Origin of the sequence: Bradyrhizobium sp. CCBAU 53338 (assembly GCF_015291665.1) — a bacterium.
Lineage (GTDB): Bacteria > Pseudomonadota > Alphaproteobacteria > Rhizobiales > Xanthobacteraceae > Bradyrhizobium.
Genome location: NZ_CP030048.1, coordinates 5,240,341 through 5,257,988 on the forward strand (window position 1 = coordinate 5,240,341; position 17,648 = coordinate 5,257,988).

The following is a 17,648-nucleotide window of genomic DNA, read 5'->3' on the forward strand; positions in this document are numbered from 1 at the left end:
TGTTAAGTATCTCCGGGCACCACGATTTGTAAGCTCTCAGATGCCGCTATCCAAAGACGATATCCAGGCTTGCGCGAGCCGTCTGCACCGGGCGGAGAAGACCCGCGTGCAGATCCGGCAATTGTCGCAGGATTTCCCCGACATCACCATCGCCCATGCCTATGCGATTCAGAAGGCGTGGGTCGACATCAAGATCGCCGAGGGGCGGATCGTCAAAGGCCACAAGATCGGCCTGACTTCGAAGGCGATGCAGAGCGCGCTCAATATCGACGAGCCCGACTCCGGGGTGCTGCTCGACGACATGTTCTTCGCCGACGGCGGGATCATTCCGACCGAGCGCTTCATCGCGACGCGCGTCGAGGCCGAGCTTGCCTTCGTCATGAACAAGCGCCTGTCGGGGCCGGACTGCACGATGTTCGACGTGCTCAACGCCACCGACTTCGTCGTGCCGGCGCTGGAGATTCTGGATACGCGCATCGAGCGCGTCGATCCCGAGACCAAGGCCACACGAAAGATCTACGACACCATCGCCGACAACGCGGCGAATGCCGGCATCGTGCTCGGCGGACGGCCGATCCGTCCGCTAGAGGCGGACCTGCGCTGGATCGGCGCGCTGTGCTTCAAGAACGGCCAACTGGAAGAGACCGGCCTTGCCGCCGGCGTGCTCAATCATCCGGCCACCGCCGTCGCGTGGCTTGCCAACAAGATCGCGCCGCTCGGGCTTGCGCTCGAGCCCGGCCAGGTGGTGCTCGCCGGCTCCTTCATCCGTCCGATCGAGACCCGCAAGGGCGACACAATTCAGGCCGATTATGGCGCCTACGGCTCGGTGAGCTGCTACTTCGCCTGACCCATAAAATACAGGGAGTGAAACCGCCATGCCGCATTTCACGATCGAATATTCGGCCAATCTCGATGGCCGCCTCGACATCGGCACTGTGTGCGAGGTGGTGCGGAAAGCGGCGGTCGAGACCGGCATCTTCCCGCTCGGCGGCATCCGCGTGCGCGCTATCAGGTGCGAGCACTACGCGATCGCCGATGCGCGCAACGATTACGGTTTCCTCGACATGGTGCTACGCATCGGCGAGGGCCGCGACCTTCCGACGCGCCAGAAGGCCGGTGAGCATGTCTTTCAGGCGCTCTCAAAACACCTCGATCCCGTCTTCGCTGGCAGCAAGTTCGCTTTGTCATTCGATATGCAGATCAACGACAAGGACACCAGCTGGAAGCGCAACAACATCCACGACGCATTGAAAGTGGTCGCCGCCCATGGATAAGCCCACACCCAAAACCGACGCCTTCCAGACCAACCGCGACCGCGTCGCGGCGCTGCTGAAGAAGCTGAACGTCGACGGCATCGGCCATATGATCGACGGCAAGATCGTGCCGTCGATCTCGGGCCAGACCTTCGAGACCAAGTCTCCCGTCGATGGGGCAACACTCGCAAGCGTCGCGCGCGGCAACGCCGAAGACATCGACGCGGCAGCGACAGCCGCTGCCCTCGCCTTCAAGTCCTGGCGCGACATGGGTCCGGCGATGCGGAAGAAGCTGCTGCATCGGGTGGCCGACGCGATCGAGGACAACGCCGAAGACATCGCCGTGCTCGAATGCATCGACACCGGCCAGGCCTATCGCTTCATGGCCAAGGCCGCGATCCGCGCCGCCGAGAACTTCCGCTTCTTCGCCGACAAATGCGCCGAGGCCCGCGACGGCCTCAATACGCCAAGCGACGAGCACTGGAACGTTTCCACCCGCGTGCCGATCGGCCCCGTCGGCGTGATCACGCCGTGGAACACGCCGTTCATGCTGTCGACCTGGAAGATCGCGCCGGCGCTGGCCGCGGGCTGCACCGTCGTGCACAAGCCGGCCGAGTGGTCGCCGGTGACGGCCGCCATTCTGGCGAAGCTCGTCAAGGAAGCCGGCGTGCCCGACGGCGTGCTCAACACCGTCCATGGTTTTGGCGAAGAGGCTGGCAGGGCATTGACCGAGCATCCCGCCATCAAGGCGATCGGCTTCGTCGGCGAGAGCGCAACGGGCTCGGCCATCATGGTCCAGGGCGCGCCGACCCTGAAGCGCGTGCATTTCGAGCTCGGCGGCAAGAATCCCGTCATCGTGTTCGACGACGCCGATCTCGAACGCGCGCTCGATGCCGTCGTGTTCATGATCTACTCGCTCAACGGCGAGCGCTGCACCTCGTCGAGCCGCCTGTTGATCCAGCAGAGCATCGCCGAGAAGTTCGTCGAGAAGCTGACCGCGCGCGTGAAGGCGCTGAAGGTCGGTCACCCGCTCGATCCCGCCACCGAGATCGGGCCGCTGATTCACGAGCGGCATCTGGCGAAGGTATGCTCCTATTTCGACGTCGCGCGGCAGGACGGCGCGACCATCGCGGTCGGCGGCAAGGCCTATGACGGCCCGGGTGGCGGACATTACGTCGAGCCGACGCTGGTGACGGGCGCGAGCGGCAAGATGCGCGTTGCGCAGGAGGAGGTGTTCGGCCCCTTCCTCACCGTGCTGCCGTTCAAGGACGAGGCCGACGCGATCGAGATCGCCAACGACATCCGCTACGGCCTGACCGGCTATGTCTGGACCAACGACGTCGGCCGCGCCTTGCGGGTTGCCGACGCGTTGGAGGCCGGCATGATCTGGCTGAACTCCGAAAACGTCCGCCATCTGCCGACGCCGTTCGGCGGCATGAAGGCCTCGGGCATCGGCCGCGACGGCGGCGACTACTCGTTCGACTTCTACATGGAAACCAAGCACGTCTCGCTGGCGCGGGGCACGCACAAGATCCAGAAACTGGGACTCTGACGCTCGCCATTCCCTGGGGAAACGCCAATGCCGGTACCGCAACACACCTTCGAGCCGCCGTTCAACATCATCCGCTCCAGCCACGTCGTGCTCGACGTGACCGATCTGAAGTTGAGCCGCGAGTTCTACGAGACCACCGTCGGACTGCATGTCGAGGATGCCGACGACAATGTCGTGTACTTGCGCGCCGCCGAAGAGCACCAGCATCACTCGCTGGTGCTGCGCAAGGCGGCAGTGCCGGCCTGTAACAGGCTCGGCTTCAAGGTCGGCAATGACGGCGATCTCGACAAGGCCGCAAAGTTTCTCTCCGAGAATGGCCTTGGCTATGCGTTTGCCGATCAGCCCTTCCAGGGCCGGACGCTGCAATTCACCGACCCCTTCGGCTTCCAGATCGAGCTCTACGCTTCGATGGAGCGCCGACCGCATCTGCTCCGCCGCTATGATCTCTACCGGGGGTGCCACCCGCAGCGGCTCGACCATTTCAACGTCTTCGCGGCCGAAGTGCAGGACACCGTCGACTTCTATGCGCGGCTCGGCTTCCGCCTCACCGAGTACGCCGAAGAGGACGGACCGAATGGCCGCATCGCGGCGGCCTGGATGCATCGCAAGGGCAACGTCCATGATTTCGCGATCACAAACGGCAAGGGCCCTCGCCTGCATCATTTCGCCTACTGGACGCCGACGGCGATGAACATCATCCATCTCTGCGACGTCATGGCCTCGCAGGGCTTTGTGAAGAACATCGAGCGCGGCCCCGGACGCCACGGCATCTCGAACGCGTTCTTCCTCTATGTCCGCGACCCCGATGGACATCGCCTCGAGCTCTACACCAGCGATTATTTCACGGGCGACCACGACCATGAGCCGCTGCGCTGGTCGCTCCGCGATCCCCGCCGCCAGACGCTGTGGGGCGCGCCGGCGCCGCGCTCCTGGTTCGAGCAAGGCTCGCCCTTCACGGGCCAGGCCGTGCGCGAGCCGAAGTTCGTGGCCGACGTGCTGGTGGCGGATTAAGCCATGAAGCTCCCTCGCCTCGCCACCTATTCCCTCAAGGGTGAAACCCGTTACGGCGCCGTCCTGGAGGGCGGCATCGTCGATCTCTCTGCGCGCCATGCCAAGGACTATCCGACATTGCGCGAGGTCATCGCCGCAGGGAAGCTCGTGAGCCTTGCCGAAGAAGCCGCCGGCCGCACGCCGGTTCACGCGCTCGGCGAGATCACATGGTTGCCGCCGGTGCCCGCGCCGGAAAAGATCATCTGCATCGGCGTCAACTATCCCGACCGCAATGCCGAATACAAGGACGGCCAGGACGCTCCGAAATATCCGAGCATGTTCATGCGCTCGCCCCGCTCCTTCGTCGGCCACGACACGCCGCTGGTGCGCCCGCGCGCATCCGCGCAGCTCGATTATGAAGGCGAGATCGTGCTGGTGATCGGCAAGCCCGGCCGGCACATCAAGGAGAGCGCCGCACTCGATCACATCGCAGCGCTGACGCTCTGCAACGAGGGCTCCGTGCGCGACTGGCTGCGCCACGCCAAGTTCAACGTCACTCAGGGCAAGAACTTCGATTCCAGCGGCAGTCTCGGGCCGTGGCTCGTGCCCTACACGAAGGAAGCGCAGATCGCCGACATCAGGCTCACGACGCATGTCAACGGTGAGCTCAGGCAGGACGACCGCACCAGCCGGCTGATGTTTCCGTTCCGCTACCTCATCAGCTATATCTCGACTTTCGCGACGCTCGTGCCCGGCGATGTCATCGTCACGGGCACGCCGACCGGCGCTGGGGCGCGGTTCGATCCGCCGCGCTATCTGAAACCCGGTGACGTCATCGAGGTCGCCGCCGAGGGCATCGGCACTTTGCGCAACGGCGTCGTCGACGAAGCCTGAACAACAACGCGAAATGGAATGATGCAATGACCACCCTCACCGGCGGCGAAGCGATCGTAAGCGGGCTCGTCGCCCATGGCGTCGACACGGTGTTCGGCCTGCCCGGCGCGCAGGTCTACGGCCTGTTCGACGCCTTCCACCAGGCCCAGCTCAAGGTGATCGGCGCGCGGCACGAGCAGGCCTGCGGCTACATGGCGTTCGGCTATGCGCGCGCGAGCGGCAGGCCCGGCGTGTTCAGCGTCGTGCCCGGCCCCGGCGTCCTCAATGCCAGCGCAGCGCTGCTCACCGCCTTCGGCTGCAACGAGCCGGTGCTGTGCGTCACCGGCCAGGTGCCGACGCAGTTTCTCGGCAAGGGCCGCGGCCATCTGCACGAGATGCCGGACCAGCTCGCGACCTTGCGCACGTATGTGAAGTGGGCGGACCGCGTCGAGCATCCCGGCAATGCCCCGACGACCGTCGCGCGTGCCTTCCAGGAGATGACTTCAGGTCGACGCGGTCCCGCCTCGGTGGAGATGCCCTGGGATATCTTTACCCAGCGCGCGGACACGGCCGCTGCGCAGGTGCTGGAGCCACTGCCTGCACCGCAGCCCGATCCAGACATGATCAAGCAGGCCGCCGCGCTGATCAAGGCCAGCAAGACGCCGATGATCTTCGTCGGCAGCGGAGCGATTGGAGCGCGTGACGAAATCCTCGAGCTCGCCGAGATGATCGACGCGCCCGTGGTCGCCTTCCGCAGCGGCCGCGGCATCGTCTCCAATGCCCATGAGCTCGGCCTCACCATGGCCGCCGCCTACAAGTTGTGGGCCAAGACCGACTTGATGATCGGCATCGGTACGCGACTGGAGCTGCCGACCATGTCGCGCTGGCCGTATCGCCCCGACGGACTGAAAAGCATCCGCATCGACATCGATCCGGTCGAGATGAGGCGATTCATTTCTGACACGGCGATTGTCGCCGACGCCAAGGCAGCGACTGCCGATCTCGCTGCTGCTGTGAGCAAGACCGGCTACAGCAAGACCGCCGGCCGCCGCGCCGCGATCCGCGAAGCCACCACGACGGCACAGCAGGAGATCCAGCGCATCCAGCCGCAGATGGCGTATCTCAACATTTTGCGCGAGGTGCTGCCCGCGAACGCGATCGTCACCGACGAGCTGTCGCAGTTCGGCTTTGCCTCCTGGTACGGCTTTCCGATCTACGAGCCGCGCACCTTCATCACCTCGGGCTATCAGGGCACGCTCGGCTCCGGTTTCCCGACTGCGCTCGGTGCCAAGGTCGCCAATCCCGACAAGCCTGTCGTCGCGATCACCGGCGACGGTGGCTTCATGTTCGGCGTGCAGGAGCTCGCCACCGCCGTGCAGTTCAACATCGGCGTGGTGACGCTGGTGTTCAACAACAACGCCTATGGCAATGTCCGCCGTGACCAGCGCGAGCGCTTTGATGGCCGCGTGGTGGCCTCCGATCTGGTCAATCCTGATTTCGTCAAGCTCGCCGAGTCCTTCGGCGTTGCCTCTGCGCGCGTCACCGCTCCGGATCAGTTCAAGGCGGCGATGGAAAAGGCGCTCGCGCATGGAGGGCCGTATCTGATCTCGGTCGAGGTGACCCGGGATTCGGAAGTGAGCCCGTGGGCCTTCATTCACCCGCCGAAGCCGTAGTTTTCGTCATTCCGGGGCGCGCAAGAGCGCGAACCCGGAATCTCGAGGTTCTCAGGTCCGCAATTGCGCACCATAGTTCGATGCTTCGCATCGTCCCGGAACGACCGCTCCTTCACCGCGTCCTTCGAAACGTCAGATTGATCCGCTTTCGCCCCAGCAGCGCATGCTCGCCGTCGGCGAGCGGCGCGACGCCGTGATAGGCGAGCCTGTTAGTTCCGCCCCAGACCACGACGTCGCCGTGGACGAGCCGGAAGCGGCGCGGCTTGTCGCTGCGTGCGAGACCACCGAAGAGGAAGGTCGCGGGCAGGCCGAGCGAGACCGAGACGATCGGCGCGGAATAGTCCAGCTCGTCCTTGTCCTGATGCAGCGCCAATCGCGCGCCGGGCTCGTAGCGGTTGACCAGGCACGCATCGGGCGCGAAATCTTGGAAACCGCCCTGCTCCGCCGCGTGGCGCGCCAGATCGCGCAGCACCGGCGGCATCGCCGGCCATGGCGCACCGGTCTTGGGGTCGATCGGATCATAGCGATAGCCGGTGTGACCGGTGATCCAGCCGCACTCGCCGCAGTTTGTCATGGCCACCGACATCAAATGACCGCCCGGCGTGGTCATGCGGCGAAACGGCGACCGCGCGACGATGGCGCGCACCGATGCGATCAGCTCGCTCTCGATCGGCCTGACGAATCCACGCAGCAGCACGGCGCCATCGGCGATCTCCTCGCGCGGCGGCTGCGCTTCGGCGACGCTGTCGAACAAATCAGCCGTCAATCGCACTGCTCATTTGGCATCGTGAAAGATCACACCCAGCGTGTGGCGCTGGCCGGACCTGATCCGGCTGACGCCATGGCGCAGGTTAACGCGGTAAGTGCCGCGTGTCCCTTGCACCGGGCGGTGATGCACAGCGAAAGCGACAGCATCGCCCTGCATCAGCGGAACCACTTCGGCGCGGGACTGCATACGCGGGCGCTGCTCGGTCAGCACGAATTCACCGCCGGTGAAGTCGCGCCCAGGTTCGGACAGGAGGACCGCGACCTGGAGGGGGAACACGTGCTCGCCATAGAGATCCTGGTGCAGGCAGTTGAAGTCACCAACCTCATATTGCAGCAGCAGCGGCGTCGGCCGCGCCTGCCCTGCTTCGTGGCAGCGCTTGAGAAACGCCGCATGCCCTGCGGGATAGCGAATGTCGATCCCCATCGCCTCGTTCCAGCTGTTGGCGACGCCTTGCAGGTGCGCGTAGAGCGCCGGACGCGACTGCGCGATGATATCAGGCAGCGGATAGGAAAAGTATTTGTACTCGCCGCGGCCAAAACCGTGGCGGCCCATGACGATGCGGCTGCGGAAGTGCGCGTCATCCGGGTAGAGGGCTGCAATGGCCTGGCACTGGCCCGGCGTGAGCAGGCCCTTCAGGACCGCGCAGCCCTGGGCGTCCAGCTCGGCGGTGATTTGAGGCCAGTCGAGGCTATCGACGTGGGAGGCAAGGTCGGTGGCGGGCGAGGCTGATTTTCGTGCGGTCATTGTCATACCAATCACCTTCGTAAAGCTCGCCCATCCGCCGCCACCCGATTTCCGACGACTATCCCCCGTCATTGCGAGCGAAGCGAAGCAATCGAGAAATCCTCCGCAGAACCAGTCTGGTTTGCTTCGTCGCAAGAGCGCAAGACTGCTTCGCAGTTCGTCGCGAGCTCCTCGCAATGACGCGGAGAGAGATCAGCCCCGCACCGGCAGCATCACCACATCGTAGCCGTGCTTGATCGTCCGCTTCAGCACGGGATCCTCAAGCTCGAAATCGAAGCGTTCCGCCGGGCGGATGCCGCCCTTGGCCGCGAAGGTGCCGCCGAACATGGCGCAACCGTCCGGGAATTTTCCGCCTTCGAAACCGCGCGCGATCAAATCAGCGACCGGCAGCATCGCGTCCAGCGTGCCCTCCTGGTAGAGCACGCGCTTGCCCTTGATCGTGGCGTAGGAGCGCAGGATCATCTTGTCCCAATGGCCGATGACGTCCTCGAGCTCCCACAGCGTGGAAGCGATCGGCTTGTCGCACATCTGCTTGGAGACCGTGACGCTGTAGGCCTCGACCTTGCGATCGGTGTGGTCGGAGCCGCAGCCGACGAAGATGCGGCCCTGCCAGCCGATCAGCACGAACTCGACCTCGCCGGAGGAGTCTCCGCCGGTGCATTCGATGCTGTCTTCCTGCGTCAGCCGCCGCGCCGCGCCGCGATAGTAGACCGGTGTCGAGGCCGGCGCGGCGATGCCCATCTCCTGCAGCTCGGCGATGTGCTTGTCGCGCGCGACGGGATCGCGGCCGGTCCAGCCAGCGATCACCATGTGGTCGATCGCCAGTGTCAGCGGCGTGGTCGTATCCTGGGCGTCGACGGTGAAAGTCAGGTCAAACACGAATCACAGCCTCCATGCCAGCAGCAAGCTCGAAGATACGGCGATCGGAGCCGCCCGCCCCTGCCAGCATCAGGCCGACGGGAATGTCGCCCTCGCGATGCGCCGGCAGCGAGATCGCGCAGCCGTCGATCATGTTGATCAGGGTGCAGTTGCGCAGCGCGCGCAGGTTCTGCGTGGTGAATGCCTTGTCGTCGGCGAGATCTGCGATCTTCGGCGGCGTGTTGGCGGTGGTCGGCAACACCAAGGCGTCATAGGGCGCGATATGCGCATCCACGCGGGCGATCAGCGAGCGGCGCTCGTTGAGGAGATCGATGTAATCGGCCGCGCTCTGCGCCTCGCCGCGCATGATGCGGACGGAGACGCGGGGGTCGTAGACATCTCCCTTTGAGCTGATGAGATAGCGATGCCAGGCGTAGCTCTCGGACGCGGCAAAGCCGCCCTTGGCGTTCATCGGACCGATGTCGTGGAATTCAGCCATCTCGGTACGCTCGATGATGGCACCATGATCGGCGAGCGATTTCAGTGCGCGCTCGAAAGTCGCAGCCACCTCTGCGTCGAGGTCGTCGAGCGCGATCGTGGTCGGCACGGCGAGCCGCATGCCCTTCACGGGACGCGGCTTGAGTGCGGCGATCGGCTCGTTGGCGAGTACCGCATCGAGAATGGCACAACAGCTGACCGATCGCGCCAAGGGGCCGATACTGTCGAGCGAGAACGACAGCGGCACGGAGCCATCGAGCGGCACGCGGCGCTGCGTCGGCTTGTAGCCGACGATGCCATTGAACGCTGCAGGAATGCGGCAGGAACCGCCGGTGTCGGTGCCGAGCGCGCCATGCGCCATGCCGTCGAGCACGGAGACCGCCGCGCCCGAGGACGAGCCGCCGGGCACGTGGCCCTCGGCCCGGTTCCAGGCGCCCTTCGGCGTGCCGTAATGCGGATTGATGCCGATGCCGGAATAGGCGAACTCGGTCATGTTGGTGCGCCCGATCACGACGAAGCCGGCCTTGCGCAGCCGCGCCACCGTCGCCGCGTCCTGCTCGGCCGGCGAGGAGTCGTCGAGCGCGCGCGAGCCGGCGCGCGTCACCTGGCCCTTGATGTCGAACAGATCCTTGATCGAGATCGGGATACCGGCAAAGCGCGATGGCGCGGCCTTGGCCTTGCGCAAGGCGTCCATCGCGTCGGCCGCCACAAGCGCGGCGTCCTTGTCGACATGGATGAAGGCACGCTGGCCCTCGCCCGCGGGATCGGCAATCCTGGCGATGCACGCCTCGACCTGCTTTCGGGAGGTGGTGCGGCCGCTTTCGAGGTCCTCGGCGAGCTTCGCCAGTGTCGGAAAATCGGGCATGTCTGTCTCACGGAATATTGGCGCGCGCAATCTATAGCGCCGCCTCAGTTCGACACAAGCATTGTGCGCATGATGGCATGCATGTGCATTGCTGGACCGTTGACGCGTCATGGTTGATTGTCGCATCAAGATCGAAACAGGCGGGCGCTAAGCCTGCCCCAAGGCAAATAAATCTGGGAGGACTTTCCGAGATGGCCGAACCGCAGCGCGCGCGACCGAAACCGACGCCGGAAACCCAGCATTTCTGGGACGGCACCAAAGCCGGCGAACTCCGCCTGCAGCGCTGCGACGCCTGCGCGCATGTCTACTTCCCGCCGCGCCCGTTCTGCCCGTCCTGCGCCTCGCGCAAGGTCTCGGCGTTCAAGGCGAGCGGCAAGGGTTTCCTCTACAGCTACGTGATCAACCACCGCCCCGCCGCGCCCGGCTTCACGCCGCCTTACGCGATCGCCGTGGTCGAGCTCGCCGAAGGGCCGCGGATGATGAGCAACATCATCGACTGCCCGCAGACGCCGGAGGCGCTCGAGCTCGACATGAAGCTGGAGGTCGCGTTCCAGGCGCTCGACGACAAGATCAGCCTCCCCGTCTTCCGTCCGGCGAAGGGGTAAGCCATGCGCAAGAACCAGGTTGCCGTCGTCGGCGCCGCCGAGACCACCGAGCTCGGCGTCATTCCCAACGCCTCGCAGCTCCAGCTTCACGCGGACGCGGCGCTCAATGCCATCGCGGACGCCGGGCTGAAGCTGTCCGACATCGACGGCTTTGCCACCGCGGTCGAGACGCCGCAGCAGGTCTGCCACTATCTCGGCATCAAGCCGACCTGGGTGGACGGCACCTCGGTCGGCGGTTGCTCGTTCATGCTGCATGTTCGCCATGCCGCGGCAGCGATCGAGGCCGGCCTGTGCAAGACCGTGCTGATCACCCATGCCGAAAGCGGCAAGTCGATGATCGGCAAGCAGCCGCGCTTCACCGCGGCGGACAGCCTCAACGGCCAGTTCGAGGCGCCCTACGGCGTCTACGGTCCGCCCAGCATGTTCCCGATCCCCGTGCTGCGCTTCATGAAGACCTACGGCATCACGCATGAGCAGCTTGCTTCGGTTGCCGTCGTGCAGCGCGAATGGGCCGCAAAGAATCCGCGTGCGATGATGAAGGACCCGATCACGGTTGCCGACGTGCTCAACTCGCGCATGATCGCCTATCCGTTTCGCCTGCTGCAGTGCTGCCTCGTCACCGACGGCGGCGGCGCGCTGATCCTGACCTCGGCCGACCGCGCCAAGGACTTTCCGCGCAAGCCCGTCTACATCATGGGCACCGGCGAGAGCGTGGAAACGCCGATGGTCAGCCAGATGGAAACGTTCAACTCCTCGCGCGCGTTCAAGACTGCGGGGCCGCTCGCCTTCAAGGAGGCCGGCATCGCGCACGGGGACGTCGACCATCTCATGATCTACGATGCCTTTGCGCATCTGCCGCTGTTCGGGCTCGGCGATCTCGGCTTCATGCCGTACGAGGAGACCGGCAAGTTCATCGCCGACGGCAACACGCGCCCCGGGGGAAAACTGCCGCTCAACACCAATGGCGGCGGCCTCTCCTACATGCATTCGGGCATGTACGGCATGTACGCGCTCCAGGAGAGCGTGCGCCAGATGCGCGGAGTCGCACCGGCACAGGTACCGAATGCGAAGATTTCCGTGTGCCACGGCGTCGGCGGCATGTTCGCCGCATCGGGCACGATCGTGTTTACGAACGAGAGGTAATCCACATGAGCAAGTCACTGCAGGACAAGGTCATCATCGTCACCGGCGCAGGCCGCGGCATCGGGCGCGAGATCGCGCTGCTTTGCGCCGCGGAAGGCGCCAAGGTCGTCGTCAACGACCCCGGAGGAGCGGCTGACGGCGCCGGCTCGAGCGCCACGCCTGCCGAGGAGGTCGTGGAGGAGATCAAGAAGCGTGGCGGCACGGCGGTTGCCAATTTCGAGTCGGTCGCCGAAGCGATTCCGGCCAGCAGGATCGTGAAAACGGCGACCGATCATTTCGGCCGCCTCGACGGCGTCGTCAACAATGCCGGCATTTTGCGCGACATGATCTTCCATAAGATGAGCGTGGAGGCGTTCGAGGCCGTCATCAAGGTGCATCTGATGGGCTCGTTCTATGTCAGCCACGCCGCCGCGCGCATTTTCCGCGAGCAGGAGAGCGGCTCCTTCGTGCACTTCACCTCGACCTCGGGCCTGATCGGCAATTTCGGCCAGGCCAACTACGCCGCCGCCAAGCTCGGCATCGTCGGCCTGTCGAAATCGATTGCGCTCGACATGGGCCGCTTCAACGTTCGCTCGAACTGCGTCTCGCCGTTCGCCTGGACCCGCATGATCGGCACCATCCCGACCGAGACCGAAGCCGAGAAGGCGCGCGTCGAGAAGATCAAGCAGATGGGCCCGGAGAAGATCGCGCCGATCTGCGCTTATCTGCTCTCCGATGCCGCCAAGGATGTCTCCGGCCAGATCTTCGGCGCCCGCATGAACGAGCTGTTCCTGTTCAGCCAGAACCGCCCGCTGCGCTCGGTCCATCGCAGCGAAGGCTGGACGCCGCAGTCGATCGCGGAACACGGCATGCCGGCGCTGAAGGGTTCGTTCTACAAGCTCGACCGCTCCGCCGACATCTTCCCCTGGGATCCGGTGTGACCTGACTTCACCTCTCCCCGCCTGCGGGCGAGGGAGAGGACCTACCCCGTATTCCGCAAGCCCGCCGAGATGCCGTTGATGGTGAGCTGAATCCCGCGCAGCACCTGCTCGTCGGGGTTCTGCGCGCGGTGCTCCCGCAGGAGCTCGACCTGCACATGGTTGAGCGGGTCGAGATAGGGGAAGCGGTGACGCACGGAGCGCTCCAGCAGCGGGTTGCCTTGCAGCAGGCGGTCCTGGCCCATGATGTCGAGCAGCGTCTCGATGCAGGAATGCCATTCGCGGCGGATGCGCCCAAAAATCTTCTCGCGCAGCGCCTCGTCTGGTACCAGTTCGGCATAGCGCGAGGCGATCGCGATCGAGCTTTTCGCCAGCACCATGTCCATGTTCGACAGCAGCATGCGGAAGAACGGCCATTCCTTGTAGAGCTCTTTCAGGAACGGCATGCCCTGTTGCGGATGCGCCGCGATCCATTGCTCGACCGCGCTGCCAAAGCCGTACCAGCCCGGCAGCATCAGGCGGCATTGCGCCCAGGAGAACACCCAGGGGATCGCGCGCAAATCCTCGATGGCGCGGGTCTTCTTGCGCGAGGCCGGACGGCTGCCGATGTTCAGCGTCGCGATCTCGTTGATCACCGTCGAGGACCAGAAATAATCGACAAAGCCGTCGGTCTCGTAGACCAGGCCGCGATAGGCCTTGAAGGCGAGATTTGAAAGCTCGTCCATCGCGGTCAAGTATTCGCGGCGCGGCGCACTCTGGCTCGGCTGCAGCAGGCTCGCATCCAGCGTCGCAGCCGCCAGGATCTCGAGATTGTTGCGGCCGACTTCGGCGTTGGAATATTTCGACGAGATGATCTCGCCCTGCTCGGTGATGCGGATCTGGCCGTTCACGGCCCCGCCGGGCTGGGCGACGATGGCGTCATAGCTCGGTCCGCCACCGCGACCGACCGAGCCGCCGCGGCCGTGGAACAGGCGCAGGCGCACGTGGTGGCGCTCGAACACCTCGACGAGGCAGATCTCGGCCTTGTAGAGTTCCCAGCCCGAAGTGACGAAGCCGCCGTCCTTGTTCGAGTCGGAATAGCCGAGCATGACCTCCTGGACGCTGCCGCGGCTGTCGACGAGGCGGCGGTAATCGTGCAGCGACAGCATGCGGTCCATGATGCCGGATGAGGCCTGCAAATCCTCGATGGTTTCGAACAGCGGCACGATGTTGACGGCGCTCCGCCCGGAGGGATGGACGAGGCCGACCTCCTTCAGCAGTACCGCGACCTCGAGCATGTCCGACATTCCCTTGCACATCGAGATGATGCATTGGGGAATCGAATCCGAGCCGAACTTCGCGTGCGCTTCCGCCGCGGCATGGAAAACGTTGAGTTCGCCCATGGTCTCGTCGCTGTACTTGACGAAAGGCGACACCAGCGCGCGCGTCGAGCGCAGTTCGTTGGTCAGGAGCGAGATGCGCGCCTCCTCGCCGAGCGCGAGATAGGACATGCCGGGGTTGGCGGCATCCATCAGCTCGGCAATGGTGCGTTCGTGAACGGCAGAGTTCTGGCGGATGTCGAGCCGCGCCAGGTGGAAGCCGAAGCAATCGACGGCGCGGCGCAATAGCCGCAGCCGACCACGCGCGATGACGCGGGCATTGTTGGAGATCAGCGAGCGGTGCAGCACGTCGAGATCGGCCTGCAGCTCCTTGACGCTCTCGTAAGGCGCCCCCTTGCCGACCGGTCGGCGGGTGATTTCGACCTCGAGCTTCTCGGCGGTCGCAGTCAGGCGGGCATAGATGCCGGAGACCGCAAGGCGATAGGGCTCGCCGCTCCGGTGCGGCGAGGTGTCGGGCGAGCGCTCCGCGAGGTTCCGCAACTCCTCGGACACGTCGGCGAGATGCGCCGCGATCGACAATTCCGAGCCGAGCACGTGCAGCTCGTTCAGGTAAAACTGCATCACCCGGCTGGACTGAAGCCGCAGCGTGCCGCGCATCACGTCGGCGGTGACGAAGGGATTGCCATCGCGGTCGCCGCCGATCCAGCTGCCCATGCGCAGGAACGAGGCGAGCTCGCTGGCGGCCTGCTCGCCGCCCTCCTCGAGCCGGTCCTCCAGCGCATTGACCAGCCGCGGCACCTCGCGCAGGAAGGTGTAATCGTAGAACGACAGGCCGTTGGCGACCTCGTCGAGCACGGTGAGCTTGGTGCGGCGGAGCAGATTGGTCTGCCACAGCGTCAGCACCTCGCGCCGAAGCTGCTCGTCACTGGCAGCGGCCTCGTCCGCAGTCAAAGCAACCCGTTCGCGGCGGTCGAGCAGCGCAGCGACCTCCATCTCGCGATCCATGGTGCTCTTGCGGCGGACTTCGGTCGGATGGGCGGTCAGCACCGGGCTGACGAGCGCGCTCTTGAAGAAGCTGCGCAGCGCGTCGGTGCCGATACCAGCGGCCTTGGCCTTGGCGAGCGTCTCCGCCAACACGCCGGAGCCGCCATTCTTTCCGGCACGCATCTGGCGGATGTTGTTCTGGTCCTCGGCAATGTTGGCGAGGTGGGAGAAATAGCTGAAGGCGCGGACGATCCGCACCGTCTCGGAGGTCGACATGCTGTCGAGGATCTGTTCGAGCTCGCGGCGGGCGAGCCGGTCCTCGTCGCGGTGGAACCGGATCGAGGTCTGGCGGATGCGCTCGACCAGGTCGAACAATTCAGCCCCCTCCTGGTCGCGCACCGTGTCGCCGAGGATACGCCCGAGCAGGCGGATATCGTCGCGCAGCCGCGCGTCCGCCTCGAGCGCCTGGACGTCTTCGGGGCGGTTCGGGCGAAGATCGGCAGAGTCGGATGGTATGGTCTGGAGGGACATGGCTCGCTCCCCTTGTAGAGCTCCCTATGGCTCCCCGGCCCGCCGAGTGTGCGATATTTTTCTGCCGCAGTGCAAGATGAAGTTGGCGGCGGCGCGGCAACGGCGCCGATCTTGGGGGATATTCTCGGACTCGCGGCGCATTCGCCCGAAGTTTTGCTGTCCGTTTCGCCCTTTATCGAGAACTAAAGGGCACAGGTCGGCACCCACGGCCCGCGCGCGAAAGACGCATGCTGGTGACCTCTAGTCTAGCCGGGCTGTTCGAACTGGGTCCAACCAAGACGTAAGCCAGCGCGAAAGAGCAAGTTCATGAGAGCATCCGAAGCTCTTCCACACCGACCGGCGGCCTGGCTCTCCAGCCGATCATAAAAGCGCGTTTTGCGAGACCGTTCTGAACGCGAGCTATTTGCGTCCGTTCTTTATCAAGCCGAAGCCGCAGCAGAGAATCGCGGACTCCGGAGACAGCAAAGCTCTTATTGATGACCCAGCCGTACGGTTCGATGTTCGCCCGCCGCAAATCTTGCTGAAGGGAAGCCGCCTCGGAAACCGGAGTCGTTTCCGGTAAGGTCACCAGGATCACCTTGGTGTGAGCCGGATCTTGGAGCCTCATCAGCGGAGTGACGATTCGTCCAGCAGCCGTCGGTGCAAGTTGGCTCGTCATCTGGCGATGATAGGCACCGGTCGCGTCCAGCAAGAGGAGTGTGTGGCCCGTCGGCGCCGTATCGAGGACAACGAAGGCGCTCCTGGCCTCCGCAACGACGTGCGAGAAGGCGTGGAACACGGCGACCTCCTCGGTGCATGGGGAAGCGAGGTCTTCGAGCAGCAGAGCCTTGCCTTGCTCGTCCAGGTCCCGGCCCCGGCTCGCGAGGATCTTCGCGACATACCGCTCCGTCTCGACCCGCGGGTCGATCCGGTCGACCGTCAAGCCGGGCATGGCGCCATCGACGACGAAAGCTACGTGAGCTGCAGGATCGGTCGTGCTGAGATGGACGGCATACCCCCGCTTGGCCAGTCCCACCGCGATGGCAGCCGCGATCGTCGTCTTTCCGACGCCCCCTTTGCCCATCACCATGATGAGACCGTGCTTGTCCAGCGCGATGTCATCGACCAACCGTTCCAGGCCCGGCAGGTCGACCGGTTCTGCACTTGACTGGCCCGAAACTGCTGACGGCTGATTGGCGGGCGCCAGCACTGCCCTTAGAGCCGTGAGCCCCACGATGTCGAACCCAAGCAAAGGGATTTCGTCTCGCGGCAGTTTTGCGAGCGACGCGGGCATTGCGGCCAAGGCCTCGTTCTGATCCCGTTCAAGCGCAACCGCGACGGCGTCGGTGAGATCGGTCGCGTGGAACCGTCCGTTGACCACCAGGAGTTGGTTCGAGAGATTGAGCACATCAAGCTCGCCCGATGTCCTGGTCGCTTCACGGATAGCGCCGTGATCCGGGCGGGTGACGAGGATAATGGTCGTCCGCCTGGAATCGCCCAGGGCCCGGAGCGCCTTTTGAAAGCGGTCCTCCTGCATCTTCAAGCCGGAATGCGGCCCGAGGCAGGATGCTCCCCGATCATTGCCCTTGAGAAAGCCGGTCCATGCCTTTGGCAGGCTCAGGAGCCTTAGCGTGTGGCCGGTCGGGGCCGTATCGAATACAATGTGGTCGAACCCACCCATATCGCCGTCCAGCAATCCGACGAACTCGTCGAAGGCGGCGATTTCGGTTGTGCAGGCGCCGGAGAGCTGCTCGCGCACGGTCAATCGCTCACCGGCGGTAACGTCTGGTCCGAGTCGTTCAAGGACACGGGCGCGATAACTCTCGGCGGCAGCCTCCGGATCGATATTCATTGCCGAAAGTCTGGTGACGTTTGGCACCGGGGTCGGGCGGTCGGTCAGAGTAACCTCGAGCATTTCGTCGAGGTTCGACGCAGGATCGGTACTCACAAGAAGCACACGCAGTCCGCGGTCGGCCAGGCCCACGGCCGTGGCGCACGCAAGAGATGTCTTACCCACGCCGCCCTTTCCTGTAAAAAACAGAAACGAGGTCGGAGCGGTCAGCGCGCGAAAGTGAAGCATTAGCTGTCTCGGGAT

General features: G+C 64.7%; 15 protein-coding genes. 9 read left to right on the plus strand and 6 right to left on the minus strand.

What is annotated here, in order from left to right; translation table 11 throughout:
* Nucleotides 1-40 precede the first annotated feature (40 nt).
* From hpaH to XH90_RS24660, 6 genes are read left to right on the plus strand one after another with little or no spacing between them, the layout of a single operon-like run.
* Nucleotides 41-847, plus strand: coding sequence for a 2-oxo-hept-4-ene-1,7-dioate hydratase (gene hpaH / locus XH90_RS24635; RefSeq protein ID WP_194476903.1), 807 nt, complete (start codon nt 41-43; stop codon nt 845-847).
* Nucleotides 848-875: 28 nt separating this feature from the next.
* On the plus strand, nt 876-1,274 hold the full coding sequence (locus tag XH90_RS24640) for a 5-carboxymethyl-2-hydroxymuconate Delta-isomerase (RefSeq protein ID WP_194476904.1): 399 nt from the start codon (nt 876-878) through the stop codon (nt 1,272-1,274).
* Nucleotides 1,267-2,805, plus strand: a complete 1,539-nt coding sequence (gene hpaE / locus XH90_RS24645; protein ID WP_194476905.1) for a 5-carboxymethyl-2-hydroxymuconate semialdehyde dehydrogenase — start codon at nt 1,267-1,269, stop codon at nt 2,803-2,805. The genes XH90_RS24640 and hpaE overlap by 8 nt, the downstream gene beginning before the upstream one ends.
* 27 nt (nt 2,806-2,832) lie before the next feature.
* Nucleotides 2,833-3,816, plus strand: coding sequence for a 3,4-dihydroxyphenylacetate 2,3-dioxygenase (gene hpaD, locus XH90_RS24650; RefSeq protein ID WP_194476906.1), 984 nt, complete (start codon nt 2,833-2,835; stop codon nt 3,814-3,816).
* A gap of 3 nt (nt 3,817-3,819) precedes the next feature.
* Complete coding sequence (locus XH90_RS24655; protein ID WP_194476907.1) at nt 3,820-4,689, plus strand: fumarylacetoacetate hydrolase family protein; 870 nt, start codon at nt 3,820-3,822, stop codon at nt 4,687-4,689.
* Between the two features lie 26 nt (nt 4,690-4,715).
* Nucleotides 4,716-6,341, plus strand: a complete 1,626-nt coding sequence (locus XH90_RS24660; protein WP_194476908.1) for a thiamine pyrophosphate-dependent enzyme — start codon at nt 4,716-4,718, stop codon at nt 6,339-6,341.
* Nucleotides 6,342-6,453: 112 nt separating this feature from the next.
* Here the strand turns inward: XH90_RS24660 and alkB are convergent, their stop codons facing one another.
* The 4 genes from alkB to XH90_RS24680 form a co-directional block, all read right to left on the minus strand.
* Nucleotides 6,454-7,107, minus strand: a complete 654-nt coding sequence (alkB, locus tag XH90_RS24665) for a DNA oxidative demethylase AlkB (RefSeq protein ID WP_194476909.1) — start codon at nt 7,105-7,107, stop codon at nt 6,454-6,456.
* A 9-nt stretch (nt 7,108-7,116) separates the two neighbouring features.
* Nucleotides 7,117-7,860 (minus strand): 2OG-Fe(II) oxygenase, encoded by a 744-nt coding sequence (locus tag XH90_RS24670; RefSeq protein ID WP_194482794.1) that lies wholly within the window; start codon nt 7,858-7,860, stop codon nt 7,117-7,119.
* A 186-nt stretch (nt 7,861-8,046) separates the two neighbouring features.
* Entirely contained in the window at nt 8,047-8,733 is a 687-nt protein-coding gene (locus XH90_RS24675; protein WP_194476910.1) for a DUF2848 domain-containing protein, read from the minus strand.
* On the minus strand, nt 8,726-10,075 hold the full coding sequence (locus tag XH90_RS24680; protein WP_194476911.1) for an amidase: 1,350 nt from the start codon (nt 10,073-10,075) through the stop codon (nt 8,726-8,728). The genes XH90_RS24675 and XH90_RS24680 overlap by 8 nt, the downstream gene beginning before the upstream one ends.
* Before the next feature lie 191 nt (nt 10,076-10,266).
* On the opposite strand from XH90_RS24680, the gene XH90_RS24685 reads away from it, so the two are divergent.
* The 3 genes from XH90_RS24685 to XH90_RS24695 are packed head-to-tail and all read left to right on the plus strand — an operon-like array spanning nt 10,267 to nt 12,743.
* Nucleotides 10,267-10,680, plus strand: a complete 414-nt coding sequence (locus XH90_RS24685; RefSeq protein WP_194476912.1) for a Zn-ribbon domain-containing OB-fold protein — start codon at nt 10,267-10,269, stop codon at nt 10,678-10,680.
* A 3-nt stretch (nt 10,681-10,683) separates the two neighbouring features.
* Complete coding sequence (locus XH90_RS24690) at nt 10,684-11,823, plus strand: thiolase (protein WP_194476913.1); 1,140 nt, start codon at nt 10,684-10,686, stop codon at nt 11,821-11,823.
* Nucleotides 11,824-11,828: 5 nt separating this feature from the next.
* Nucleotides 11,829-12,743: an SDR family oxidoreductase gene (locus tag XH90_RS24695; protein WP_194476914.1), complete on the plus strand. Its 915-nt coding sequence runs from the start codon at nt 11,829-11,831 to the stop codon at nt 12,741-12,743.
* A gap of 41 nt (nt 12,744-12,784) precedes the next feature.
* On the opposite strand, the gene ppc is transcribed toward XH90_RS24695, so the two are convergent.
* Together ppc and arsA are read right to left on the minus strand one after the other, a co-directional pair.
* Nucleotides 12,785-15,574 (minus strand): phosphoenolpyruvate carboxylase, encoded by a 2,790-nt coding sequence (ppc, locus tag XH90_RS24700; protein ID WP_194476915.1) that lies wholly within the window; start codon nt 15,572-15,574, stop codon nt 12,785-12,787.
* Between the two features lie 304 nt (nt 15,575-15,878).
* Nucleotides 15,879-17,633, minus strand: a complete 1,755-nt coding sequence (gene arsA, locus XH90_RS24705; protein WP_194476916.1) for an arsenical pump-driving ATPase — start codon at nt 17,631-17,633, stop codon at nt 15,879-15,881.
* Nucleotides 17,634-17,648: the final 15 nt, after the last annotated feature.